This window comes from Wenyingzhuangia sp. IMCC45533 (assembly GCF_054111225.1).
The window spans coordinates 1,665,048-1,690,101 of record NZ_CM134197.1; the positions used below are offsets into that span (position 1 = coordinate 1,665,048).

Genomic DNA, 25,054 nt, shown 5'->3' on the forward strand with positions numbered 1-25,054 from the left:
GTTCATGAGAAATCTTCTCATGAACGCTTTCTTTTGGGTTTTACCCCTCCAGTTTTTCACTCAGCTCAAACCAACGCATCTCTTTATATTCAATATCATCTATAATTTTTTGGAGTTCATTTGATTTTTTATCGATATCATCACCTTCTATTTTGCCTTCGGCAAATTCAGTTTCAATGGCTTCTTTTTTTCTGTTTAACTTGGCAATATCGCTTTCTAGGTTAACATACTCTTTATTTTCACTATAACTCAACTTAACTCCTGTTTTTTGCTTTTCCTTTGGAGCTTCTATTTTTGTGGGTACTATAGTTTGTTCTTCACCAGCATCCGAGTTCTCATACGCTCTAAAATCAGAATAATTTCCAGGGAAGTTTTCAATCAATCCACTACCTCTAAACACAAAAAGAGAATCTACAATTTTATCCATAAAATAGCGATCGTGAGAAACCACTACCAAGTTCCCTGGGTAATCCAATAAAAAGCTTTCTAAGACATTTAAGGTTACAATGTCTAAATCGTTCGTAGGTTCATCTAAAATTAAAAAGTTGGGATTTTGTATTAGAACTGTACACAAATACAAACGTTTACGTTCCCCACCACTTAATTTCTCTACAAAATCATATTGCTTCTTTTTATCAAACAAAAATCGCTCTAAAAGCTGACTAGCAGATATTTTGTGTCCTTTGGCAAGAGGGATAAATTCCCCAAATTCCTTAATAACTTCTATTACTTTTTGACCTTCTTTAATTTTTATACCTGACTGATGATAATATCCAAACTTAACCGTTTCTCCTACAATTACTTTACCAGCATCTACCTCGGTATTACCTGTTAAAACGTTTAAGAAAGATGATTTACCAGTTCCGTTTTTTCCAATAATTCCAATTCTTTCTCCTCGTTTAAAATTGTATTCAAATTTGTCTAACATCACCATTTCTTCCCAAGCTTTGGAAATACTGTGTAATTCAACAATTTTATTACCCAAACGCTCCATGTTTATTTCTAACTGAACTTTGTGTTCTTTTCGTCTATTTTGGGCTTTTTCTTTGATAACGTAAAAATCGTCTTGTCTAGATTTAGATTTGGTAGTTCGTGCTTTGGGCTGTCTACGCATCCAATCCAATTCCTTTTTAAACAAGTTTTTTGCTTTGGCCTGTACGGTTTGTTCCAAAGCCATACGCTCTTCTTTTTTTTCTAAATAATAAGAGTAGTTTCCCTTGTAACTATACAATTGGCCATTGTCCATTTCTATAATTTCGTTACACACACGTTCCAAAAAGTAGCGATCGTGTGTCACCATAAACAATGTAATTTTTTCTTTAGCAAAAAAGGATTCTAGCCATTCAATCATTTCTAAATCTAAATGGTTGGTAGGTTCATCTAAAATCAACAAATCGGGTTTGCTAATAAGCACAGTAGCTAAAGCCAAACGTTTTCTCTGGCCTCCAGATAATCCTTTTACTTTTAGTTGTAAATTATCTAGCTTAAGTTTAGAGAGTATTTGTTTGTACTGTGTTTCAAAATCCCAAGCGTTGTACTGATCCATCATATCAAATGCCAATTGATAAGCATCTGAGTTTTCTGGATTTTCAATAGCTTTTTCGTATTCCTTAACTACTTGCAAAACCTTGCTGTCCGAAGCAAAAATTACTTCTTCAATGGTTTGATTTTCATCAAATGCATCTTCTTGAGAAAGGTAGGCAACGTGTAACTCTTTCCGCCTAACAACTTGTCCTGTATCGGGGGTGTCGTTACCTGCAATAATTTCTAGCAAACGAGTTTTACCCGTTCCGTTTTTGGCAACAAAAGCAATCTTTTGATCTTTGTTAATTCCAAAAGATAAATTTTCAAACAATACACGCTCGCCAAAGGCTTTAGAAACGTTTTCTATAGATAAGTAATTCACACAAAAATATTTTGCGTAAAAATACAGGTTTATATTGATACTAGCTTATAAATACTACCAAGCTTCTTTAAAAGTCTTGTGGTAGAGGTATAAATCTTTAGAAAGTTCCACAGCCCCTACGTTCTTTAAAATATTAATGGCTTTTTTGGACCATGTTTTTCGATAGTTAAACGAGTTGGGTTTTCCGCCAATGGTGTTGATAAACTGTATGTTCAAATTTTCATCAAACAAAATATTGATACCATGAGTTGCTATTTTGTTGTCCAATAATTCTCGAGCCTGATTGTAAGCTCTTATTCTTGAAGTGTAAGATATAAAGCGCGTTGCAAAATCTCTTACGTTTTCTAAGTTGGCTTTGGTTAGCTCGTAAGGATGATCTATAAAATAGTCCAAATTTTCAATAGTTCCAGCCATAGGGCTAGGTCTGTAATCTTTTTTGAGTGATGCAGGTCTAATTTCCCATATAATATCGGTTTTAAGAGTTTTGGCTAACGCTTTTTTTCCTAAAATAACATTCTTAGTTTTAATGGATTTGGGCATTCTTAACGCAGGAAGTTCAGCTTCCGTACCCACAGCATTCAAGCTTAAAAAATTACCAGTAATTCTCCCAATATAACCCTGTCCCCAGCCAGACTCCAGAGAAATAATACTTAGAACAGCCGCAGGGGGAATCTTATATTCTATACACATTTGAATTACAGGAGCTGAAATTCTACCGTACAATTCTTTTACGTGATTGTATTTTCGATACTTGTAGATGCTTGTTTTCTTTGTAGCCATGGCTAACTGTAATGGTGCTTGTGCAGTACAAGGCAACACTAAAACCATAAACGACAGACTGATAAGGAAATGAAATATGCTTTTTTTCATTATTGATTTTTGGAAGAGCAAAGATAGTAGAAAAATAAAAAAGAAATTGACACCTCTAAATCAGGTATCAATACTGATGATTTTATTCCTCTATTGGTAAAAACCAATTTTTAGAAAAGGAATGATGTCTTTACCTAATTCATTTGGTATATTTACTCATATGGAGTCAGTTTTACAAGTAAAAGATTTAAGTATTTCATTTAAAAATCAAATGGAAATGAACCAAGTGGTTCATCAAATTAGTTTTGAAATAAGATCAAATGAAATTCTAGGAATTGTTGGGGAATCTGGAAGTGGAAAATCAGTAACCTCTATGGCAATGATGGGCTTGCTATCCAAAAAAAATACGGTGATTGATGGAGTAGTCAATTATGAAGGTAAAAATTTACTAACTCTAGAGCAAAAAGCACTAAGGCAGGTAGTTGGAAAAGAAATTAGTATGATTTTTCAAGAACCAATGACTTCGTTAAATCCGAGCATAACTTGTGGGGAACAAGTGGCTGAGGTGTTAGCGCTGCACACGCATCTATCCAATACACAAATAGACAAAGAGGTGTTAAATCTTTTTAAAAAGGTAAAATTACCTAGAGCTGATGAAATGGTTAATCAATATCCTCATGAGCTGTCTGGAGGGCAAAAACAAAGAGTTATGATTGCCATGGCTATTGCCTGTAAACCTAAAATTTTAATTGCAGATGAACCCACAACTGCTTTAGATGTTCGAGTGCAAAATGATATTATTTTACTTTTAAAAGAGTTGCAAAAAGAAACGCAAATGAGCGTTGTTTTTATTACTCACGATTTGGCTTTGATAGGAGAAATAGCCAGCAGCGTTATTGTAATGCAAAGAGGTAGAATTGTGGAACAAGGTCTTGTAAGGGATGTTTTTTTAAATCCTAAAGAAGTTTATACAAAGGCTTTGATTAATGCCAAACCAAAGCTAAATGTAAGATTAAAAGAGTTGCCTTCAGTAACTAGCTATTTAAAAAGTGATTTTAGAGAAGTTGTTTTTACTGATGCTGAGCGCAAAGAATTTCACCAAAAAATATATGCCAAACCTCCTCTACTAGAGGTAAAAAACTTAAAAACGCACTACGTATCCAAAAATAATTGGTTTCAAAAAGCCAAAGTAACTAAAGCGGTTGATGGGGTTAGTTTTAACGTTTTTAAAGGAGAAACTATTGGATTGGTTGGAGAGTCTGGTAGCGGAAAATCCACTATAGGAAGAACCATACTGGGGCTAGAAAAAGCAACCGAGGGACACGTGTTTTATAACGGAGTAGATTTAAATGCTTTATCAAATTCTCAACGAAAAAAATACAGAAGAGAAATTCAGTTAATCTTCCAAGATCCCTATTCTTCGCTAAATCCTACGCTAAGGGTAGGGAAAGCTATTTTAGAGCCTATGAAATTCCACGGTATTCTTAACAATGATCGAGAAAGAAAAAGATACATTGAAAATCTTTTAAATAAAGTAGGACTGTCCTCGGAATTTTATGACAGATATCCTCATGAATTTTCTGGAGGACAAAGACAGAGAATAGGAATTGCAAGGGCTTTGGCCTTACAGCCTCAACTAATTATATGCGATGAGTCCGTATCCGCTTTAGATGTTTCCGTACAAGCGCAAGTACTAAATTTGTTAAATGATTTAAAAAAGGAGTTTGGTTTTACTTATATTTTTATCTCACATGATCTATCGGTTGTTAAGTTTATGTCTGACCAATTAATTGTATTAAATCAAGGTAAAATAGAGGAAATTGGGGATGCTGATGTCATCTATCACAAGCCAGAAAAGGATTATACCAAAGACTTAATCAACGCAATTCCCAAAGGAGTTTGATCCTTTATTTAGAAACTAATAAATTGTATATTGCAAAAAAAATAAAAGTATGCAGTTTAGATATTTAGCATTGTTGTTTCTTTTTGTGTTGGCTTCATGCGGATCAAGCAATTCGCTAACGCAACAGGTAGATATTCCTAAAATAAAAAAGTCTAAGTTAATTAAGCTATACGATGCAAATTCATTTGCCAACGCAAAGTTTAATACAGTTAAAGTAAATTCTAAACTATCTTACAAGATAGGAGATACATCGCAAAAATTAGGATTAAAAATTAGAATAGCCAAAGGACAAAAACTTTGGATGAGTGCTGACTTCTTAGGAATTCCCGTAGCTAAGTTATTGGTTGAAAAAGATAGTGTGCACTATTACAATAAAATTGATAAAACTTATTTTGAGGGTTCTTTTGAGTTGCTTAAAGAGTTGACAGGTTTAAATTTTTCTTATGAAATTTTAGAGAGTTTGTTCACGGGTGATTTGGCGATTAATTTAAAAAACGGAAGCTACAGAATGTTTAGAGGCGAGTCTGATTACTACTTTAAAAATTCTAATTTTAGCGATTACGAAACTAGAGTAGAGCTTTACCCAACTACTTACAAAGTAAAATCTCAATCCATCACCAATTATTCTGGCAAAAACTTTTTAGCAGCTTTCTATAAAGAATATAAGGAAGTAGATAGCTTTGTGTTTCCAAAAGATTTTGAAATCCGTGGTTTAAATAACGAAAAATCTTCGTTAATATCTCTATCATATACTTCTGTTAAATTTGACGAAGATTTGCGATTCCCGTTTGAAATTCCTGAGGATTGCGACAAAGAAATTGTGCTAAAAACCACTAAGGCTAAAGAAAAAACAAATGAGTAAAAAGATTTATCTTTTTCTTAGTGTTATCTTATTTACATCTTTTTGTTTTAGTCAAAGTGCAAAGCAAAAAGAACTAGAAAAAAAAAGGGCTCAATTACAAAGAGAGATTGTTAGAGTAAATGAGCTCCTTTTCAGTACGCAAAAGCAAAGCAAGGATGTATTACAGACTTTAGAAGACCTGAATAAAAAGATTCAAGTTCGTTCGGACTTGATTGCGGCCATTAGCGAAGAAGCTAACTACTTAGAAGTATTAGTGGCTAAAAATCAAGCTAAATTAGATGAGTTAAATAAAGAGCTAGAGGCATTAAAAGAGGATTACGCTCAAATGATTTTGAAGTCTTACAAGAGTAAATCTGAACAAAATAAATTGATGTTTCTCTTGTCTTCCAACGATTTTTTTCAAGCATACAAACGTTTTAGATATATGAAACAGTATGCCAACTTTAGAAAAAAACAAGGAGATTCCATTGTAGTTAAAGCTGAAAAAGTAGCAGATTTAAAAAGAAAGCTGGAAATTCAAAAAAGGCAAAAAGAATCACTAGTTAGAAAAAACAAGCAAGAGGCTTTAAAAATAGAGCAAGAAAAGAAGGGGCAAGAAGATTTAGTAAAAAAAATAAAATCTAAAGAAAGAACTTATATTTCTCAGATAAAGAAAAAACAAAAGGAAGAAAGGGAAATAGAAAAAGAGATAGAGCGCGTAGTAAGAGAAGCCATTGCCGCAGCAAATAAGTCGAAAAAAACCACTAAAAAAGTGGATGCAAACGTCAAAAGTTCTGGTTTTGTTTTAACGCCGGAAGGAAAAGCGCTCGCCAATAGATTTGAGCAAAATAGAGGAAAACTACCTTGGCCTGTTTACGAAGGTGTGGTGACTAGAAAATACGGAGTAATTCCGCATCCAACTCTCGGAGGAATAAAGATTGATAGTAAAGGAATACACATTACTACTAAGAACAACGCATCAGCTAGGGCAGTTTTTAAAGGAAAAGTTTTGGCAATACAATCGGTAAGCGGTCGACACGCTGTTTATGTACAGCACGGTAACTATATTTCTCTTTATAACAACTTAGATAAAGTGTATGTTACTAAAGGACAAGAGGTGGTATTAAAGCAATCTTTAGGGACTGTTTTTAAAGACAAATTAACTGGGAAAACTACTCTAAAGTTCCAGATTTGGAAAGATACCCAAAGACAAAATCCAACTTATTGGTTGGCTAGAATGTAAATTAGTCTAAGCTTTTAGCAAGGATTCTATTTTATTTCGTCCTATCTATCAACAACTAATATTTGATATGAAGACAAACGGAATCATCACCAAAGAGAGTATACATAATTTTGAGGAAACTTACCATCAGTTAAAATCATTAATTGAGAATAATAGTAATCTAAAAATCTTATTGGAACTTGACCATCAAAAGAATGCTGAGAAGAACTACTTATCTTTACAAGCTACTAGAATTATTATGTTTGGTAACCCCAAATTGGGAACTCTATTGATGCAGGCTAATCAATTAGCAGGTTTGGATTTACCGCAAAAAATATTAGTAACAGAAGACGGTAAAGGACAGGTCTCAGTGAGTTACAACGATCCTGTATATTTAAAAGAAAGACACCAATTAAAAGGAGTTGATGAGGTTATTGCTAAAATAGCAAGTGCGTTAGACAAAATAAGTTCTAAGGCAACAACTTAGTTAAACAATGCTTTTAATTCGGTAGCGTCGTTGGGTTTTAATTTACCTGCAACAACCAAGCTCAATTGTCTTCTTCGTAATGCATTAGCAAAACGTCTTTTTTCTAACTCGGTTTCAGCAATTATTTGAGGAACTTTTTTAGGTTTTCCGTTATTGTCTACAGCAACAAAAGTATAAATAGCCTCGTTAACTTTAGTGCGTTCTCCAGAGTTTAAATCCTCTAGATAAACGTCAGCAATAACCTCCATAGAAGAGGAGAACGACCTTGAAACTTTAGCCTCAATAGTCATCATACTGCCCAGCGGGATCACCTTCTCGAAAGAAACGTTATTAACAGAAACAGTTACACATATAGAGTTTGAATGTCTCTGAGCTGCGATACAGCAAATTCTATCCACCCTTGCTAGTAATTCTCCACCAAACAGTCCGTTTAAAGCATTGGTATCACTGGGTAAAATAATATCTGTAGCAATGGCTAGAGATGCAGATGAAGTTTTGGAATTCATAATGTTAACAGTAAAAGTCTCTACGGTTAAAGATAAACTTTTAATGTTTATTCGTTGATATACAGCCAAGCATGTTTGTTATCTTTTTTACGGATAGCATTTAGCTTGTTGATGGCCTCTCTTTTATCATTAAAAGAGGCATAACTTACCTGAGTTAACCCCCATTTGTTTAAGCCCATGATTTTAGCATCATAGCCTTTATTGGTTAGCATATTTACTTTTTTGACAGCATTGTCTGCCTCTTTAAAAGCTCCAGCTATAATATGGTATTTATAAGTAATTTCTTCTTCAATAATTTCAGTAACCTCTTCAACAACCTCTTTTTCTACCTTTAAGGTGATAGCAGGTAACGGATTTAAAATATTGAAAGATGCTTGTTGAATTTGCTGAGTGATTTCTTGCTGTGCGGCAATTTCTTGCTGATTGGCTAAATTGTTAACATAAATATTTCCTCCAATCAAGAATCCACCAATAACAATGGCAGCTGCGGCAATATACTTTCCGTAAGATTTTTTTTGTTCGGCAACAACAGCTGCTACCTCTTTAGCAGCTACAATGTTGTTTCTCAATACAAAGTCAGCATCTAAGTTACTCAATCCAAAGGAGCTGCTTAAGTAATTAATTGAGTTGATTGGTTCAAAAACTAGTTGTTCATTTTCCATAGAAAAACGACCAATTTGATCAAGAGATAAGGATTTGGTCTCCAAATCATTTTTCCATTGATTGACAACTTCTTGAACTTGGTTGGCAGCTGTATCAAAAGAAATATGCAACGACTTTGCGATGTGATTGATTAACAAACCATCATTTTGTTGAAGGTTTACATTAAAAGAAATATTCTTTGTAGGAGGTGTAAATTGGTGATTGGTATTAATCATACTAGGAATAGTATTGCTTACAAATCCTCCAAAGTTTGGAATCATTACACACTCGTATCTGTATAGTAAATCGCTGATGTATTTTGATAACTGCATAGTGCTAAAATATCAAAAATTGAAAACCATTACGCAAAACGTTTACATAATTTATGAACAATTTATTTTTGTATATTATTGAGTAAAAAAGCTATGAATACCAAGGAAATTCAATACGCTTTGTCACTCCAATTTATCAAAGGAGTGGGAAGTGTCACAGCCAAATCATTGATAAATATTTATGGAAGCGCAACCGCTTTATTTCAGTCTCATCAAGTAGGAGTTCTAAAGCCTAATGTTAATGTAACGGTTTTTAGAAAAATTTTTACTCAAGAGTCTTTAGATCAGGCTCAAAGAGAGTTGAGTATTTCTATAGCTAAGGGTTTGAAATGTTTATATTTTAAGGATAAAAATTACCCTAGTTATCTTTTAAATTGTGCAGATGCACCTGTAATTATTTTTCACGACGGGGGAGATGTCATCAATCATCATAAAAAAATATTGAGTATTGTAGGAACTAGAAATATGACTTCTTATGGTAGAGATTTTTGTAATGATTTAATCACTTCTTTAAAGGAATATCAACCCTTAATTGTAAGTGGGTTTGCCTTTGGGGTAGATATTTGCGCACACACGTTGGCTTTAAAACATGAGTTACCCACTTTAGCAGTATTGGCTCATGGTTTTGGAACGCTTTATCCTAAGGAGCACAAAAAATATTATCAAGATATTAAAGAGAGCGGAGGGTTTTTGTCCGAATTCGGTTACGATGAACCTCCCTACAAAGAAAATTTTTTAAAAAGAAATAGAATTGTTGCTGGGATGAGCCAAGCTACCATTATTGTGGAATCTGCAAAAAAAGGAGGAGCGTTAGTTACGGCAGATATCGCCAATTCTTATAACAAAGATGTTTTTGCCGTACCAGGCAAAACCACAGATTTGTATAGCAAAGGTTGCAATGCTTTAATCAAACAACACAAAGCAGCGTTGATTACTTCGGGAGAAGATTTGGTACTAGAATTGGGTTGGGAAAAAAATAAAAAGACTGAGGTAAGTGTTCAGCCACAGTTATTTGTAGACTTAGTTGGTGATGAAAAGTTGGTATACGATGCTTTGGAACAAACTCAGTTATACGTTGATGAAATATCTCGAATAGTGAATTTGCCTATTTATAAAATTTCTAATTGTATTTTTCAATTAGAGATGAAAGGACTGATTCATGTGCTACCAGGAAAATTAATTAAGAGGACTTAGCTGTATTAGAAATAAAACTTTCTAATACAACGGCAGAAACAATAATGCTTCCCCCTATAATGGTTGATAGTGTTGGTTTTTCGTTTAAAAAAAAGTAAGCTAAAATAACAACATATAAAGGTTGGATACAACTGAGCAACGAAGCTGTTGTTGCCGAAAAGTACTTAAAAGTTTTAACCAAGTAAGTGTGGCCTATGGCTGTAGTAATTACTCCTAAAAATACCAAATATGGGAGTTGAGTTTTGTAGTTAGCCATTTCAAAGTTTAATAAAAATAGCATAGGTGTTAAAAAGACAACGACCCATCCGTTTTGATAAAACATGAGCAAACCTGCAGGGTAATTCCCTACGTGTTTTTTCATTAAAATATTTCTGATAGCAAAACAAAAAGCAGAAAATATTCCAAATAAAATACCTGTGGTTACTTGATTTCCAGTATTAAATTCAGGAGTTAAAATATACAGACCTAGTATCACTAACAATGCCAAAAATAAATGCTTGGGATTAAATTTAGTCCTTAAAATGATGGGTTCTAGTAAGGTAGTAAAAATAGGAAAGGTAAACAACGAGATAACACCCAAACCAGCACCAGCCATTTGAAGCGCATAGAAGTAAGTTACCCAATGAATAGTTTGCATAAATGCACAGAAGACGAAAGATAAAGTGTCTTTCTTGTAATTATACGTGAAACCAACTCCTTTTATAGCACTAAAAATTCCGATGGTAATAAAGGCAAATAGGCATCTAGACCAAATACCTATCTCTGGAGGTAGAGAAATATAATTCCCCAAGGGAGCAGCCGTAGCAATGATTAAAAGTGCTAGGTTTAATTCTAATATATTCTTAAACTCTTTAGACATCTATCAATTATTTAACACCTGTGCTTCCAAACCCACCTTCTCCACGGTCTGTAGTGTTTAATTCACTTACTTCAATCCATTCTGCTTGCTCGTGCTTAGCAATCACTAATTGTGCTATTCTTTCTCCGTCGGTCACTTCAAAAACTTCATTAGAAAGGTTTACTAAAATTACTCCTATCTCCCCTCTATAGTCTGCATCCACAGTTCCTGGAGCATTTAGTACGGTAATTCCCTTTTTAGCAGCGAGTCCACTCCTGGGTCTTACCTGAGCTTCGTAACCTTTAGGAAGAGCGATAAACAATCCGGTTTTTACAATAGCTCTCTCAAGAGGTTGTAAAAAAATACTGTCAGCGATATTTGCTTTCAAGTCTAAACCTGCAGCACCAGAGGTTTCGTACTGGGGCAAATCGTGTTTAGATTTATTGATAACTTCAATATTCATATAAATATATTTAACGTTTTAGTAAGTTTTGATAGATGAATTTTCTTTGTGTCATAAATATGGCAGTTACGGCTATTAAAATAAACAAAGTATTCATGTAAAAATTGGCTCTGAAAAAGTAAAATGAGGTAAAACATAAAACTGTAATCAAACTCAATAAGCTTCCGATTTTTACAATATTATATGGTGTTTTATAGTGTTTTTGTCCTAGAATATAAGAGCACATCATCATTACTGCGTAGACCCCAAAGGTAACCCACGCAGCTCCTATGTAGCCGTAAGTAGGAACGAAAATTAATAGACCTAACACAGTTAGGATTCCTCCTAGTATGGAAAAATACATAGCAAATTTTGTTTGCGCAGTATTTTTATACCAAACAGACAAATTATTGTAAATCCCCAATAGCAAATTAGCTAATAATATAATGGGTACAATATCTAAGGTTTGTAAATATTCAGGTTTTTTGAGCAAAATAGCAGCAAAAAAATCGATATAAGCAACAATAGTTAGGCTAATAAGAGCTCCCAAAATGGTAAACCATTCTAAAATAATAGCATAAGTTTCTTTTGCATTGTTCTTATGTGCAATATTAAAAAAGAAAGGTTCGGCACCTAATTTAAATGCTGTGATAAATAAGGACATAAAAACTCCCAGTTTATAGGTACCCGCATAAGCACCTGCAATGCTTTTGTTTAAAAATCTAGGTAAAATAAGTTTATCCAAATTTTCATTGGTGACGTAGGCCAAGCCAGCAACTAGTATGGGCCAGCTATAAGAAAGCATTTTGAGTAGCAGTTGTTTGTTTATCCTTAGTCTGAATTTTAGGAACATAGGAAGCACCATTAAAAATGTTAACGTGCTCGCAATTAATGTAGCTAAAAATATATATCCAACATTTGAGTTTGTAGGGTACCAATCCAATAAATCATTCCTGTTGATTTTTGGTAAATACCACAAGAATAAAATGTTTAGGAGCGCATAAATAGTAATATTTAGTATTCTAAAATAAGCGTATTTAAAAGCTTTGTTGTTAACTCTTAGGTAAGCGAATGGAATTACAATTAAGGTATCAAATAAAAGGATGCTGATAAGAGTTCTAAAATGAAGTACCTCTGTAAAACCAAGGATTGACGAAATTGTTTCTGCTGCAAAAAGCATAGGGAGTAACACAAGAAAGCACATAAAGGCAATAGCGGTAAAGCTGGTGCTTAAAACGGTGTCTTTATCCTTTTCAGAATTATAGAACTTAAAAAACGTAGTTTCCATTCCAAATGTTAGCAAAACGTTAAAATAAGCAGCCCATACGAAAAACTCTGTGTTTACGTTAAATTCTACGGGACTGGCAAGATTCTTGGTGTGAAAACCTACAAGAAATACATTGATTGCCTTAGGCAAAACGGCAGCAATTCCGTAAACAATAGTGTTTTTTAAAAAAGATTTTAATGTGCTCAAATTGTATAATTCTGTAAGCAAAGATATTCTATTTTAATAGAAATGATTAAAAACAATTGTAAGATGAATTCGTTACCCCGTTCCATTCCGTTAATTTTGATGGTGTCGTTGATGGGCTTTGCATACAATGGAAAAGCGCAATCTACCAAGGCTTTTAAAAAACTAAGTTCTCACGAAAAGTGTTGGGTTTATTTTCATCCTTTTAAGGCCAAAAAAGCGTACAAAGTATCTAAGGAGGTGAACAAAACCATCGATTCTATCCTTAAAGTCGGAAATATGGGAAGTCATCATGCTGGAAATCAATTAGATGCTTTTAAACACGCTTTTTGGATGTGGAGTTTGGCCGAAAAAATAGGTTATAAATCTGCAAAGAGTTTGGGTAAGCAGCATGAAAAAGGTAATTACGAATTTCATTTGCAACACAAACTAGAAGACAATACAACTCCAGATAAGGTGAGTTGCGAAATGGATTTGTATAATAACAATATAGGGTTGGAGCTTTATCAAAAACATAAAAAAGAAAAATTATCAAAAAAAGAAAGGATAGAACTCGTAAAGCAAGCTGTTGTTACAGGTAAAATGAGAATGATATACCAAACTCGCTCCGGAGTTTATTTAGATGCGTTGGGTCGTGCAATTCCCAAAGAAAAATATTTTGGATTGTGGGAAAATTCCAAATGCTTAGTTCCTTCAACCTCTCGTTTTTTAATGACAGATAATAAATCTAATTCGTTAAATTTGTTTCAAAATAACAAACAATGAAAACAGTACATTCAATTTTAGCGGCTTTTGTATTAATCGCATTAGCAATGGTGGTATTTAATGCAATAATGAGCTTAAAAAGAGATGAGCAATTTAAAAACGGAGATAGAAAACTAGGGTTGATTGCTTTGATATTATCTCACACGCAATTACTTATAGGTTTGGTAGTTTATTATATCTCTCCTTGGTACAAATCAGCTAAGGCAATAGGAATGGGAAATGCGATGAAAGATGCGGATTTGCGATTGTTTACCATTGAACACCCTTTGGTAATGATTATTTCCATTGTATTAATTACTATAGGATGGTCTAAGCATAAGAAAACTACAGAGGATAAGGCAAAGTTTAAAAAGTTTATGGTGTTCTACGGAATTGCTTTTGTTTTGATTTTGTCTAGAATTCCATGGAATCAATGGTTTAACTAACAGTTACCAAAATGGCTAAGCATAAAAAAATGCCTTTCGGTAAAAGTCTAATCGCTTACCCACTAACGGTTATCTTTTATTTGGTTTACGGTTTATTACTTTGTGTTTTTCATCCTTTACAGTGGTTAGCACTAAAAGCAGGAGGATATACTGTTCATAAAAAGGTAGTAGATGTTTTGAATGGATGCCTGGTTGCTTCCCTTTATATATTAGGAACAAGGGTAAAGTTTATAAACCATTACACTTTTGATGAAAAGGCACCTCATATTATTGTTTCTAATCATCAAAGTTCTCATGAAATTCCTCCTTTAGGATGGTTTTTTAAAAAACTACACCCTAAATTTATTTCTAAAAAGGAATTGGGAAAAGGGATTCCTAGTGTATCATTTAATTTAAAATACGGTGGATCTGCTTTGATTGATAGGAAAGATGCAAGACAAGCATTATCTACTATTGGAGCATTTGCTAAATATCTAAAAAAACACAATAGAGCTGGAATTATATTTCCGGAGGGTACGAGAAGTAGAGATGGGAAGCCTAAACGTTTTTCTGAAAACGGATTAAAAATTCTAACTAAATTTGCTCCAACTGCCACAGTGATACCCGTAACTATTAACAATTCTTGGAAATTGTGGGAATACGGTCAGTTTCCTATGAATATTGGTGTGAGAATGACCATAGAAACTCACGAGCCTATTAAGGTTTCAGACAAAAAGTTTGAAGCTTTATTTACTGAGGTTGAGCAAAAGATAAAGAGTAAAATTATTTAGCTACTTACCTACGCTAATAAAAACAAAGAGCTTCGATTTTCGAAGCTCTTTGTTTTTATTATCAAATGTTATGTGTTTGAGTGACTAATTTTTTGGGAATAAGAAACTATATTTGGAAAAAAAATAGTTAATATGATACAATCTGTTATTTCAAAAATTAATTTCAAAATCATTATACCTATTGTGGTTTTGGTATTAGCAATGTTTCTTTTTAATCCCTTTAGTGTGAACGATGCTGGAGAGAGGCAAGTCATTCAAACTCTAGGAGGAGAATTAAAAGTAAGATTTGATCCAGGTTTATATTTTAGTGGGTTTGGTTCTAAAGTTACCACCTATCCAAATAATGTAACTATTCAAGCAAGTAAGGATGAAAAAGCTTCTCCTGATGCAGATTACTCTGTAAAACCGTATAGAGGAACTTTTTCTGAAGGTGATAACGCGTTATTATCCCACACAGTAAAATGGGACTTGCCCAATAAGGTAGATTCTATGTTGGACTTACATAAAACCTATACCAACATCAATAATTTAATGACGACTACTTTGTTAACTTATCAAAACCAAACCGCTTCGTATAGTGCGCAGAGAATGAGTTCAGAAGCCCATTATTCTGGAGGTAAGTCTCAATTAAATGCTTACTTTCAAGATCAATTACGCAATGGGCAGGTTTTGCTTATCACAGAAACAAAAACTCGCAAGCTAGAAGATGGAAGTACCAAAGCTTATATAGAGGTTAGAGAGAAATTAAACAAAGATGGAAGCATTAAAAGAACAGTTTCTGATATACAGAAGTATGGAATTGTTGCCTCTGTTGCCACTATTGATGAGGTTACTTATGAAGACAGAATTTATGAAAAGTTAAAAGCTAAAATTGATGCGGCTTCCGATGAAGCTACAGCAAAACAGCAATTGATCACAGCTCAGCAAGAAGCGTTGACTGAAAAAGCAAGAGGAGAAAAATTAATTGCTCAAACCAAGGCAAGAGAAGAGTCAGCAAAACTTCAAGCCATTATTAGAGCAGAAAAAGAGTCCGCAGTTGCAGCAGAAAATTTGAAAAAGGCTAAGTTAGATGCAGCAGCAGAATTGGCATTAAAAGAGGCACAAGCCAAAGGGGATAAGTTAAAAGTTGCTGCAGGTTTAACACCAAAAGAAAAAGCAGAATTTGAAATGCAAACTAGAATTGGAGTAGCAAGAGAGTTGGCTAAAGTTGCTGTTCCTCAAATTGTTGTTGGAGGAGGTAACTCTAAAGGAGGGGCTAGTCCTATGGATGCTATTGGAGTTAAAATGTTAATGGAAATTTCTAAAGATTTAAGTAGAAAATAAATGTTTGTGTTAATTTATTACGATAAAAAAAGCTTCTTTTAAAAGAGGCTTTTTTTATCGATTATTTTAATAACCAGGATTCTGTTTTACATCAACACCCAAATCTAAATCAATTTCATTTATAGGAATGGGTAGTATCAACTGATAGTCTTCTATATCCAAAGTTTCTTTGGCTTTGTCAAGAGTTTTCAATAGATAAAATCTGTTTCCATTTTTATTCGATTCTGAAAGCCATAGATTGCAAAGTTCTTCAGGAATTTTATCCAAATCAAAATTGTCGTCAATCATTTTTAATTTGCCGATGTATTGTAAGGCTTTGGATTGTTGATTTAAGCTATTGTAAGAAGATGCCAACAGTAACCAAACTTCAGAATTCTTAGAAATATCCAAATTAGAATTATTAATAAATAAATCGTACAAGCTCACTAATTCATCATCAGCAATCATCAAACTAAAAACATTAGTATTGTCAGCACCTATGGTCAGCTTACTTAGAGTATCTATGGTTTTTTGATATTTATTTTGTTTAAAATAGACTTTGGACAAAAGAACATTTGCAAAGTTTAAGTTTACTTTGTCGGAGTTATTCGAGCTTGTTAAGTTTTGCACTGAAAATGTTAAATCGCTAATAATTTGTTCTTCAATTTCAGTACTGTTTGAAAATGACAATACAGTTTCACTAATCCCTTTAGGGATTTCCAAAATGATTGGAGCGTTTCCAAACCAATTTAATAGATTGAAATATGCATAAGCCCTTATGGCTTTAGCTTCTGCAATTACTGCGTTTAATTCTTCATCTTCTTTATATGCTCTATGAGCGAATTCAATGACTTCGTTAGCAAAACGGATGGAAGAAAAAATATCAGACCAAAATTGATTTAGAAGATTATCGTCAGGAGATACCGTATGTTTATTGTAACTGTCAAACCTTCTATTTGTTATTTGATTAGTATACGTAGCATCCAATAAAAATTGGAGTTGAGTGAATTTCTTCAATTGATAATACGAGCCTTGTAATATGTTCTGAATTTCTTCCTTGGTAGTTTCTGGAAAAGTGGGTTCGTTCGGGGCAACAGTTTTTATAACAATGGGTTCAGTAAAATCAAAAAAACCATTTTTTACGACAATACTATCTTCCGAATTGAGAATATTGTATAACGTTATATCGAACTTAGCAGAAACGCGATATTTGCTATCCTTGGCAACAGAGATGCTACCTTTATTACTACTTAAATACGCTTTGCTATCCGTTAGATATGAAACCGTGCTAAGTTTCGAATTTGAAAGTAAGTCTGAACTAAAAACCAAACTATCCTTGTCATCTAGTTCAGCCTGGATAAAATCGTAATTCCCTGCAATAGTATCCGTAACAGCTATGAATATTGCACTATCATCATTAGTTAAGCTGATTAAGTATTCTCGTTCGATAGCGCTAACCTCAGTTTCGAAATTAGAAAATAAATTTCCATTTACTGTAAAAGTATTTTTATCATCTTTTTCCACATTGTCCATAGTTTCAGAATCTTCAGAACAACCAAACAAAAAGAAAGATATAAAGAGTATAGATAGTATTTTTTTCATCAATTTTTTCTACAAATATAATATCTAATGGGTTAGCTGTCAAATTTAAAAAAATCTCTGTCTTCCAAGAATTTGAACCGATTCCTAGTGGCTATCAAGGAGTCTTTTTTCAGCGTAATTTGTTTCATTGTGGGTTGATCTTTACAAGTTGTAATCTCATCTCCCAAAGGGCCAATTACTTTAGAATCTCCTTGATACCTCAAGTGATTACCATCTATTCCAATTCTGTTTACAGCGATTACATAACTCATATTTTCTATAGCACGTGCTGTTAACAAGCTGTTCCATGCAAAGGCTCGTTTGGCGGGCCAGTTGGCAACGTATAGTGCAATATCGTAACTGTCTACATTTCTAGACCACACGGGAAACCTAAGGTCGTAACAAATAAACGGTTTGATCTTAAAACCTTTATAATTGATGGTTGTAATTGTGTTTCCTGCAGCGTAAATCGTGTCCTCTTTTCCGTAAGAGAATAAATGCTTTTTGTCATAATAATCTTCAATTCCTTTGGGAGTTACAAACAAAAATCTGTTGTAATAATTGTTGTTTTCTGTAACACTCACCGATCCGCAAATAGCACAATTCAATTCCCTTGCCTTCTTAATCATCCATGTAACCACGTTACCGTCCATAGGCTCTGCAATGTCTTTGGCATCCATGCAAAAGCCAGTATTAAACATTTCGGGTAGTACAATTAAATCGGTTTTTAAAGGACTTATTTGTGAGTCCAAATACACCATATTGGCTTGGCTATCTTTCCATTGAATATCGGTTTGCATTAGGGTAACGTTTAGTGAATTTTGCATAATATTTCGGAGGCTTTTATGAGTGTTTCATCTGTTTTGGCAAAGCAGAATCTTAGTACTTTTTCGTCTAAATTGTGAGTGTTAAATACAGAAACTGGAATGGCAGCTATATTAAACTGAGTTACAAGTCTTCTAGCAAAATCAACATCGTTTTCATCAGTGATATGATCATATTTTAATAACTGAAAATAAGTTCCTTTAGATGGGGTAAAGGTGAATTTAGAATTTTTGATTCCGTTTAGAAATAGATCTCTTTTATTTTGATAAAATTGGTTTAAGTACGTGTAGTTTTTTTCGTCTTTTATAAAAGTAGCAAAGGCTTTTTGAAAAGGAGTGTTAATACTATAAACATTAAATTCGTGAACTTTTACAAATTCATCCATCAGTGATTTATTAGCTACTGCGTAGCCCATCTTCCATCCAGTGTTGTGAAACGTTTTACCAAAAGAAGCAATAATAAAACTATGATTTTTTAAGGTGCTATATTTACAGGAGCTTTCATGAATTAAACCATCGTAAGTCATGTGTTCATAGACCTCATCACTTAAAACAACAATATCGGTGCCGCTAACAATTTTTTCCAAAGCCAGCATATCTTCTTTGCTCATTAAAGTTCCTGTGGGGTTTAACGGGCTGTTTAAAATAATCATTTTGGTTTTAGAGGTAATTTTAGATGCCACTTCTTGCCAGTTGATTTGGTAGTCAGGATAGTGCAATTGAACATCCACAGGAATTCCTCCGTTTAGTTTTACCACAGGTTCGTAGCTGTCAAAAGCAGGTCTAAAAATTATCACCTCATCACCCTTATGTACAAAAGCCGTGATGGCATTAAACAATGCTTCTGTTGCCCCAGCAGTAATGGTAATTTCATTATTAGCGTCGTATGCGGCTTCGTAACTTTTGTAAATTTTTTGAGCAATCACTTCCTTCAGTTCCAAATCTCCTCTCATATGTGCATATTGATTATGACCTTGGAGCATTGCCTTGTTGACCAAATCTTTTAACTTTTTAGAGGTTTCAAAATTTGGAAAACTCTGTGATAAATTAATGGCTTGGTGTTTATTTGCCAAGTCACTCATAGTGGTAAATATGCTTTCAGGCAGATGGGTTAGTTTTGATTTGATATTCAAGGCGATAAGTTTTTGTATATGATAAAAATAAGGATTGATTTGTGATTTATCTTTAAATTAAGGTTCAAATCCATCAATAAATCTTATTTTTGGGTGAATTGAAATGTTATACTTTTAATGAAAAAAGATACAAAAATAGCGGTTTTTGGAGGGGGTAGTTGGGCAACGGCTATTGTAAAGATGTTGAGTGAAAAAGTGAGCACTGTAGGTTGGTATATGCGGAATTTAACTGCAGTAGAATATATTAAAGAGCACAAACACAACCCTAATTACCTAACATCGGTAGAGTTTAAAGTGTCTCAACTTTTTTTATCCGATGATATTAACGAAATGGTAGCTGATGCTGATGTGCTTATTTTTGCCATCCCTTCAGCTTTTTTAGATTCGGAACTGGGTAAATTGAAAATATCACTCAAAGATAAAACCATATTTTCTGCTATTAAAGGAATTGTTCCAGAGACGGGATTAATTGTAGGAGAACATTTGCACGAAAAATATGAAGTGCCTTTTGAAAATATAGGTGTGATAGCGGGGCCTTCTCATGCGGAGGAAGTAGCTATGGAAAGACTATCGTATTTAACGGTGGCTTGTCAGGACGAGGGCAAAGCTATTGAATTGGCGGAGTGCTTAAACTCTCATTACATTTTTTGCAAGACTTCTGATGATATCATTGGAACGGAATATGCTGCGATGTTAAAAAATATTTATGCGATAGCTGCGGGTATAGCTCACGGCTTGGGATATGGAGATAATTACCAAGCAGTTTTAATGTCCAATGCAGTTAGAGAAATGAAGCGCTATATAAAAAAAGTGCATAAAATGAAACGTAATATTAACAATTCTGCCTATTTAGGTGATTTGTTGGTAACTGGTTATTCTACTTTTAGCCGTAACAGAATGTTTGGAAACATGATAGGAAAAGGATATACTGTAAAGTCTGCTATGATGGAGATGAAAATGGTTGCCGAAGGTTATTACGCTGTAAAATCTGCTTACGAAATTAATCAGGTAAACGGAGCAAAAACTCCTATTATTGATGCAGTTTACCACGTGGTTTACGAGGGAAGAAGTCCAAGATTGTTTTTTAAATTACTGTCTGAAAAGTTAGATTAACTTTTTATTTAGCAACAATACCTTCTTTAGTACCCATTTGCTTGATTACTCTTAAAGCACCTTCTTTAATAGTGTTTCTCTCAAACACAAACTTTTTCTCGTACATGGTGTTTCCTACAAAAAACGTAGTGTTAAAAAAGTTGGTAAGTTTAAACAGATCGGGCTGAATTAATTCTACTTTGGCAAAAGATTTAGCGGGTAATTTTTGCAATGTTTTTCTCATTACAGAAGTTTCTATCAATTGATCTTCATCATATCCCTTAGAAACAATAATAGCCATTTCCAAGTCTACATCTTTATCATTTACCAAATAAATATTCCAATCATCGCATTGAAATTCTTCGTTATACTCTTTTACAACGGCCATAAAAACGTTTTCTACTGCTGGAATTTGAATATCTTTTTTCATGATAAAGTATAAAGTCAGCCTATACGATAAGTATAGGCTGTAAATTTAGATCGCAAAAATAAGAAATATAAAACCTACGGATAACTATCAAACTCAATTTTATTCAAACCCTCCAGATACTCCAATTTTTTGACCTGTAATCCAGTTGGATTCATCAGAAGCTAAAAATAAAGCCATTTGAGCAGTATCCGCTGCCGTCCCTAATCTTCCAAGTGGAATTTGTGTAGTAATAAAATTCCCCATTTCACTATCTTTAATAGGGTTTCCTTCTGTATGTGTAGGGCCAGGCAGAATAGCATTTACTCTAATGTTTTTGTCAGCTAATTCTTTGGATAGTGTAACTGTGATGGCATCTACAGCTCCTTTGGTAGCGGTGTATAAAACGGTAGTTGGAGTTGCCTTTTGTGTGGCGATAGAGCTAATATTGATAATGCTTGCTCCATTTGCGTTAAAATAATTTAAAGCTTTTTGAGTCGTAAAGAGTACACTAAAAACATTGGTGTTAAATTGCCTGTGGTATTCCTCTTCAGTAATTGTTTCAAAGGATTCGAATAGATAAACTCCTGCGTTGTTTACCAAAATGTCAATATTTCCAAAATACTGCTTTGTTTCTTTTAAAAGCATTTCAATTTCATCTACCTTAGTAATGTCAGCTTTTAGAGCAATTGCTTTTTGGTTTTGTTTGGTGATTTTGTTGACTAGCCTTACAGCATTTTCTTCATCGCTTTTATAGTTAATAACTACACTGGCTCCATTTTTAGCAAACGTTTCGGCTATGGCAGTTCCTATTCCTTTAGAGGCTCCTGTGACAAGAGCCACTTTCCCTTTTAATTTATCTATCATAATCTATTTAAGTTGATAAAATAAAACTAGTAAAGATGAAAATTTAAAGTTTTGCCAAATGGCAAAAAATCATTTTTTAGATTTGATTCTACTTAAAGTGTAAGGGGTGATTCCTAAATGTTGAGAAATTTCGTTTTGAGAAACGTATTTAATAATTTCAGGATGTCTAGTTAATAATTTGTTGTATTTAGTCACAGCATTATCAACAAGCATTTCGGATTTTAATTTTATTTTTTCTATTAAAGCTTTTTCTTTTAAGGTGCTTATAATAGCAGTAAAGTTTGGAATTTCTTTTTCAAATAAAAGAAAATGATCTTTAGAAATTGTAATAATTTCTGCGTGACTAACACAAGTGATTTCCTCATCTGAAATTGAATTGTTGGAAAAACTATGGATATCTACAGCAAAATGATTTTGTGTAATAAAGTAGGGAATGTAATTGTTTCCTTTTTCGTCTATTTTGGTCACCTTAAAAATACCAGAAACTACAAAACTTAGCTTTTTGCAGATAACACCTCTTTTAGAAAAAACGGTATTTTTAGCAATGCTTTCTACATTCAATCTACTGGTAAGTATTTCAATCTCTTTTTGAGATAAAGGTTTTATTGCGTTAAATAGTTCGATGAGTTTTTCCACATTTTAAAAATAAAAAAAGAGTTCATTTTTAATGAACTCTTTTATATGATTTAATTGATAGATTTAAATTGCTCTAAAAAACGAACGTCATTTTCATAAAACATTCTAATATCTGGAATTTGATACAATAACATGGCAATACGCTCTATTCCCATACCAAATGCATATCCGCTATATTTGGTAGGATCTATGTTGGCATTTTTTAATACGTTAGGGTCTACCATTCCACATCCCATAATTTCTAACCAACCTGTTCCTTTGGTTATTTTATAGTCTGTTTCAGTTTCTAATCCCCAATAAATATCTACCTCAGCACTTGGTTCTGTAAACGGGAAATAAGAAGGACGCAAACGTATTTTAGATTTACCAAACATCTCTTTAGTAAAATAAAGTAACGTTTGTTTTAAATCTGCAAAAGATACATCCGTATCAATATACAAACCTTCTACTTGGTGAAAGATACAGTGTGCACGAGCAGAAATATCTTCGTTTCTAAAAACTCTCCCAGGAGATAAAGTTCTGATAGGAGGCTTGTTATTTTCCATATATCTAGTTTGTACAGACGAGGTGTGTGTACGCAATAAAATATCTGGATTTTGTTCTATAAAAAAGGTGTCCTGCATATCACGAGCAGGATGATATTCTGGTAAATTTAATGCGGTAAAGTTGTGCCAATCATCTTCAATTTCTGGCCCTTCTGATACAGTGAATCCAATTCTGGAAAAAACATCGATGATCTGATTTTTAACAATAGATATTGGATGGCGAGAACCTAAATTTAAGGGCTCTGCCGGTCTAGTCAAGTCATTAAGAGCATTGTTGCTAAGCTGAGCATCTTCTAAAGATGCTTTTATTTGATTGACCTTTCCTTCAGCAGCTTGCTTAAAAGTGTTTAAGGCCTGACCAAATTCTTTTTTTTGATCGTTAGCCACGTTTTTAAACTCAGCAAAAAGATCATTTAAAATTCCTTTTTTACCAATATATTTAATTCTAAATGCTTCTAGTTCCTCTTTTGTAGTGGCTTTAAAATCATTTACTTCACCAATCAGTTCTTTAACTTTATCTAACATAATTGTTATTCAGAAATTAGACTGCAAATTTAAGAAACTATTTGGAGTAATGCTTATTTTTTTAAATGAATGGTAAACTTATCATTGGAGTAAAATACTTTAGTTTCTTGCTCAAAATTAGGGTAGTTGGCTAGTATTTTGTCTTTGTATGTAAAATTTTGTGTAATGATATATTCGTAATCCCAGGTCAAAGATTTTTTGATGATTTTAGGCTCTGTGGCCATCACACAAAACCCTTTTCTATTTAAATGGATAAAAGCGAGATTTGGGCTGTAAGAATCTAACAGTAAAAGTTTGCTCGAGCTTGGTATTTTCAAACTATCTAATGTTTTATCTGCATTGACAAAATTTTGTCGGGTGATTTCTAAGGGATCCCAACTTCTTGCTTTATAACCCAAGTAGTAAATGGTAAAATTAAAAACCACAGCCAACATCAGCAAAGGAGTGAGTGTTTTTAGTGAAAGTAAACGCTTTGGGATGTAAAAGTAGATTCCAATCATCCAAAAGACAGTGATGGGTAAAAAGGTATCTAAGTAATAATAATCATGGGCAACAAACTGACGTAGCATCAGTGTCATATATAGAATTACTCCTAAGGATACAATAGCTAAATACAGATGACTATCTACAAGAGTCTGAAGCTTATTTTTTAGAACGAGATACGCAAAATAAAATAAGATTAAGTAATGTATAAGAGTAAAGTATCTCCAACTTTCGTGGTAAACAGTATCCACAAAAATATGATATACGTTTGACAAAGAAGTAGGATATAAAGGATAGCTTAAAAAGTTAGATCCGTAGTGTTGAAATAGATAAAATTTGTTGTAAAAAAAATATCCTAAAACGATGGAAATACCAGCAAGAGATATCATAATTTCTAGATACGTTTTTTTTCTAAAAAAGATAATTTTTAGAATTTGAAAGCAAACAAAACCTATGAAATAAATAAGAAAAGGAAATCTTGTAAGTGCAGCTAGTGTGAGTATTAACGTTCCAATTAAATATTTTTTAATATCATGCTTTAACAGATAGGAAGAAAAATAAGAACTACTTATAAATAAAAGAGAAACAGCAATGCTCGAAGGTAAAAAACTACTAGAATAAAAAGTGTATGTGGGAGCTAGTAAAACGAATAATTGAACAAAAATTGACCATTTATAGGACTGTGTGTAATTAAAAACAGTTTTGCCCAAAAAAAACAAGCCTATTAAACAAAATGCTAAAGTATAAAGTCTGTACACAATAGGTTTGGTTGTTCCTAGAGTTTTCATCAGCAAAGAAATAGTGTAATGATGAATAGGAAAATCTATAGTAGTAGTACCCTTAGGGTTTTCGGGAGGATATTGCCAAAAGTCAGATTTGGTCTTTTGTTGCGGAGAAAATTGAGGATTCAAACAAAAAGTTTCCGGATGAAAAAAATCGAAACCATTGTTGATAAAACCTAGGGATATTGCGTAATGATCGGCATTAGCCCACGCATGTCTTCCTTTTAAAGGATTGGTTAGGTTGGCAAAATTAAGAGTCAATCCTAAAAACAGTAGTAATAGCCAGTTAAATGCAATTTGTTTTTTGCTCATTCTGTGTAATTT

The 25,054-nt window shown here is 33.3% G+C and carries 25 protein-coding genes; 10 read left to right on the forward strand and 15 right to left on the reverse strand.

Translation table 11 applies throughout. The features are described from left to right. Positions 1 to 40 precede the first annotated feature (40 nt). Both ACXGQW_RS07250 and ACXGQW_RS07255 read right to left on the reverse strand, forming a co-directional pair. A complete protein-coding gene (locus ACXGQW_RS07250; protein WP_457821485.1) occupies positions 41 to 1,906 on the reverse strand; it encodes an ABC-F family ATP-binding cassette domain-containing protein in 1,866 nt (621 codons plus the stop codon). A 54-nt stretch (positions 1,907 to 1,960) separates the two neighbouring features. After that, positions 1,961 to 2,776, reverse strand: a complete 816-nt coding sequence (locus ACXGQW_RS07255; protein ID WP_457821487.1) for a hypothetical protein — start codon at positions 2,774 to 2,776, stop codon at positions 1,961 to 1,963. Positions 2,777 to 2,936: 160 nt separating this feature from the next. Between ACXGQW_RS07255 and ACXGQW_RS07260 the strand changes: the two genes are divergently transcribed. The 4 genes from ACXGQW_RS07260 (at position 2,937) to ACXGQW_RS07275 (ending at position 7,169) form a co-directional block, all read left to right on the forward strand. Beyond that, positions 2,937 to 4,619, forward strand: a complete 1,683-nt coding sequence (locus ACXGQW_RS07260; RefSeq protein ID WP_457821489.1) for an ABC transporter ATP-binding protein — start codon at positions 2,937 to 2,939, stop codon at positions 4,617 to 4,619. A gap of 49 nt (positions 4,620 to 4,668) precedes the next feature. Next, complete coding sequence (locus tag ACXGQW_RS07265) at positions 4,669 to 5,481, forward strand: DUF4292 domain-containing protein (protein WP_457821491.1); 813 nt, start codon at positions 4,669 to 4,671, stop codon at positions 5,479 to 5,481. Continuing rightward, on the forward strand, positions 5,474 to 6,703 hold the full coding sequence (locus tag ACXGQW_RS07270) for a murein hydrolase activator EnvC family protein (protein WP_457821493.1): 1,230 nt from the start codon (positions 5,474 to 5,476) through the stop codon (positions 6,701 to 6,703). Before ACXGQW_RS07265 ends, ACXGQW_RS07270 begins: the two co-directional genes overlap by 8 nt. Positions 6,704 to 6,770: 67 nt before the next feature. Then, positions 6,771 to 7,169, forward strand: coding sequence for a DUF302 domain-containing protein (locus tag ACXGQW_RS07275; RefSeq protein WP_457821495.1), 399 nt, complete (start codon positions 6,771 to 6,773; stop codon positions 7,167 to 7,169). Here ACXGQW_RS07275 and ACXGQW_RS07280 read toward each other — a convergent pair. Both ACXGQW_RS07280 and ACXGQW_RS07285 read right to left on the reverse strand, forming a co-directional pair. Then, positions 7,166 to 7,675, reverse strand: a complete 510-nt coding sequence (locus ACXGQW_RS07280; RefSeq protein WP_457821497.1) for an acyl-CoA thioesterase — start codon at positions 7,673 to 7,675, stop codon at positions 7,166 to 7,168. The two genes, ACXGQW_RS07275 and ACXGQW_RS07280, sit on opposite strands and share 4 nt — an antisense overlap. Before the next feature lie 47 nt (positions 7,676 to 7,722). Continuing rightward, positions 7,723 to 8,649 carry an HU domain-containing protein gene (locus ACXGQW_RS07285; RefSeq protein ID WP_457821499.1) on the reverse strand — a complete coding sequence of 309 codons (927 nt, stop codon included), beginning with the start codon at positions 8,647 to 8,649 and terminating at the stop codon, positions 7,723 to 7,725. A 93-nt stretch (positions 8,650 to 8,742) separates the two neighbouring features. On the opposite strand from ACXGQW_RS07285, the gene dprA reads away from it, so the two are divergent. After that, positions 8,743 to 9,843, forward strand: a complete 1,101-nt coding sequence (dprA, locus tag ACXGQW_RS07290; RefSeq protein WP_457821501.1) for a DNA-processing protein DprA — start codon at positions 8,743 to 8,745, stop codon at positions 9,841 to 9,843. Here the strand turns inward: dprA and ACXGQW_RS07295 are convergent. Genes ACXGQW_RS07295 through ACXGQW_RS07305 form a run of 3 tightly spaced genes read right to left on the reverse strand, consistent with a single transcriptional unit; the run spans position 9,830 to position 12,597 of the window. Further along, positions 9,830 to 10,702: a DMT family transporter gene (locus ACXGQW_RS07295; RefSeq protein WP_457821503.1), complete on the reverse strand. Its 873-nt coding sequence runs from the start codon at positions 10,700 to 10,702 to the stop codon at positions 9,830 to 9,832. The two genes, dprA and ACXGQW_RS07295, sit on opposite strands and share 14 nt — an antisense overlap. Positions 10,703 to 10,709: 7 nt before the next feature. Further along, positions 10,710 to 11,144 carry a dUTP diphosphatase gene (gene dut, locus ACXGQW_RS07300; RefSeq protein WP_457821505.1) on the reverse strand — a complete coding sequence of 145 codons (435 nt, stop codon included), beginning with the start codon at positions 11,142 to 11,144 and terminating at the stop codon, positions 10,710 to 10,712. Between the two features lie 10 nt (positions 11,145 to 11,154). Further along, positions 11,155 to 12,597: an oligosaccharide flippase family protein gene (locus tag ACXGQW_RS07305; RefSeq protein WP_457821507.1), complete on the reverse strand. Its 1,443-nt coding sequence runs from the start codon at positions 12,595 to 12,597 to the stop codon at positions 11,155 to 11,157. Positions 12,598 to 12,660: 63 nt separating this feature from the next. Here ACXGQW_RS07305 and ACXGQW_RS07310 point away from each other — a divergent pair, with 63 nt between their 5' ends. The 4 genes from ACXGQW_RS07310 to ACXGQW_RS07325 all read left to right on the forward strand — a co-directional run bounded on the left by ACXGQW_RS07310 (position 12,661) and on the right by ACXGQW_RS07325 (position 15,877). Continuing rightward, complete coding sequence (locus ACXGQW_RS07310; RefSeq protein ID WP_457821509.1) at positions 12,661 to 13,359, forward strand: DUF6973 domain-containing protein; 699 nt, start codon at positions 12,661 to 12,663, stop codon at positions 13,357 to 13,359. Further along, on the forward strand, positions 13,356 to 13,784 hold the full coding sequence (locus ACXGQW_RS07315) for a hypothetical protein (protein WP_457821511.1): 429 nt from the start codon (positions 13,356 to 13,358) through the stop codon (positions 13,782 to 13,784). The genes ACXGQW_RS07310 and ACXGQW_RS07315 overlap by 4 nt, the downstream gene beginning before the upstream one ends. Positions 13,785 to 13,795: 11 nt before the next feature. Further along, entirely contained in the window at positions 13,796 to 14,554 is a 759-nt protein-coding gene (locus ACXGQW_RS07320) for a lysophospholipid acyltransferase family protein (RefSeq protein WP_457821513.1), read from the forward strand. Between the two features lie 132 nt (positions 14,555 to 14,686). Further along, positions 14,687 to 15,877, forward strand: coding sequence for a hypothetical protein (locus ACXGQW_RS07325; protein ID WP_457821515.1), 1,191 nt, complete (start codon positions 14,687 to 14,689; stop codon positions 15,875 to 15,877). Positions 15,878 to 15,943: 66 nt separating this feature from the next. Here ACXGQW_RS07325 and ACXGQW_RS07330 read toward each other — a convergent pair whose 3' ends face one another. From ACXGQW_RS07330 to ACXGQW_RS07340, 3 genes are read right to left on the reverse strand one after another with little or no spacing between them, the layout of a single operon-like run. Continuing rightward, the gene (locus tag ACXGQW_RS07330) at positions 15,944 to 17,458 is read right to left on the reverse strand and encodes a RagB/SusD family nutrient uptake outer membrane protein (RefSeq protein ID WP_457821517.1); all 1,515 of its coding nucleotides are present in this window, start codon (positions 17,456 to 17,458) and stop codon (positions 15,944 to 15,946) included. Positions 17,459 to 17,490: 32 nt separating this feature from the next. Next, on the reverse strand, positions 17,491 to 18,264 hold the full coding sequence (locus ACXGQW_RS07335) for an amidohydrolase (RefSeq protein ID WP_457821519.1): 774 nt from the start codon (positions 18,262 to 18,264) through the stop codon (positions 17,491 to 17,493). Continuing rightward, positions 18,249 to 19,394 (reverse strand): methionine aminotransferase, encoded by a 1,146-nt coding sequence (locus ACXGQW_RS07340; protein WP_457821521.1) that lies wholly within the window; start codon positions 19,392 to 19,394, stop codon positions 18,249 to 18,251. The genes ACXGQW_RS07335 and ACXGQW_RS07340 overlap by 16 nt, the downstream gene beginning before the upstream one ends. A 117-nt stretch (positions 19,395 to 19,511) precedes the next feature. Between ACXGQW_RS07340 and ACXGQW_RS07345 the strand changes: the two genes are divergently transcribed. Continuing rightward, positions 19,512 to 20,507: an NAD(P)H-dependent glycerol-3-phosphate dehydrogenase gene (locus ACXGQW_RS07345; RefSeq protein WP_457821523.1), complete on the forward strand. Its 996-nt coding sequence runs from the start codon at positions 19,512 to 19,514 to the stop codon at positions 20,505 to 20,507. Positions 20,508 to 20,511: 4 nt separating this feature from the next. On the opposite strand, the gene ACXGQW_RS07350 is transcribed toward ACXGQW_RS07345, so the two are convergent. The 5 genes from ACXGQW_RS07350 to ACXGQW_RS07370 all read right to left on the reverse strand — a co-directional run bounded on the left by ACXGQW_RS07350 (position 20,512) and on the right by ACXGQW_RS07370 (position 25,042). Beyond that, entirely contained in the window at positions 20,512 to 20,916 is a 405-nt protein-coding gene (locus ACXGQW_RS07350; protein ID WP_457821524.1) for a hypothetical protein, read from the reverse strand. Positions 20,917 to 21,015: 99 nt separating this feature from the next. Further along, positions 21,016 to 21,759 carry an SDR family NAD(P)-dependent oxidoreductase gene (locus ACXGQW_RS07355; protein ID WP_457821526.1) on the reverse strand — a complete coding sequence of 248 codons (744 nt, stop codon included), beginning with the start codon at positions 21,757 to 21,759 and terminating at the stop codon, positions 21,016 to 21,018. A 69-nt stretch (positions 21,760 to 21,828) separates the two neighbouring features. Further along, positions 21,829 to 22,395, reverse strand: coding sequence for a Crp/Fnr family transcriptional regulator (locus tag ACXGQW_RS07360; RefSeq protein ID WP_457821528.1), 567 nt, complete (start codon positions 22,393 to 22,395; stop codon positions 21,829 to 21,831). A 50-nt stretch (positions 22,396 to 22,445) separates the two neighbouring features. Then, positions 22,446 to 23,465 (reverse strand): phenylalanine--tRNA ligase subunit alpha, encoded by a 1,020-nt coding sequence (pheS, locus tag ACXGQW_RS07365; RefSeq protein WP_457821530.1) that lies wholly within the window; start codon positions 23,463 to 23,465, stop codon positions 22,446 to 22,448. Positions 23,466 to 23,518: 53 nt separating this feature from the next. Beyond that, positions 23,519 to 25,042, reverse strand: a complete 1,524-nt coding sequence (locus ACXGQW_RS07370) for a hypothetical protein (RefSeq protein WP_457821532.1) — start codon at positions 25,040 to 25,042, stop codon at positions 23,519 to 23,521. Positions 25,043 to 25,054 lie beyond the last annotated feature (12 nt).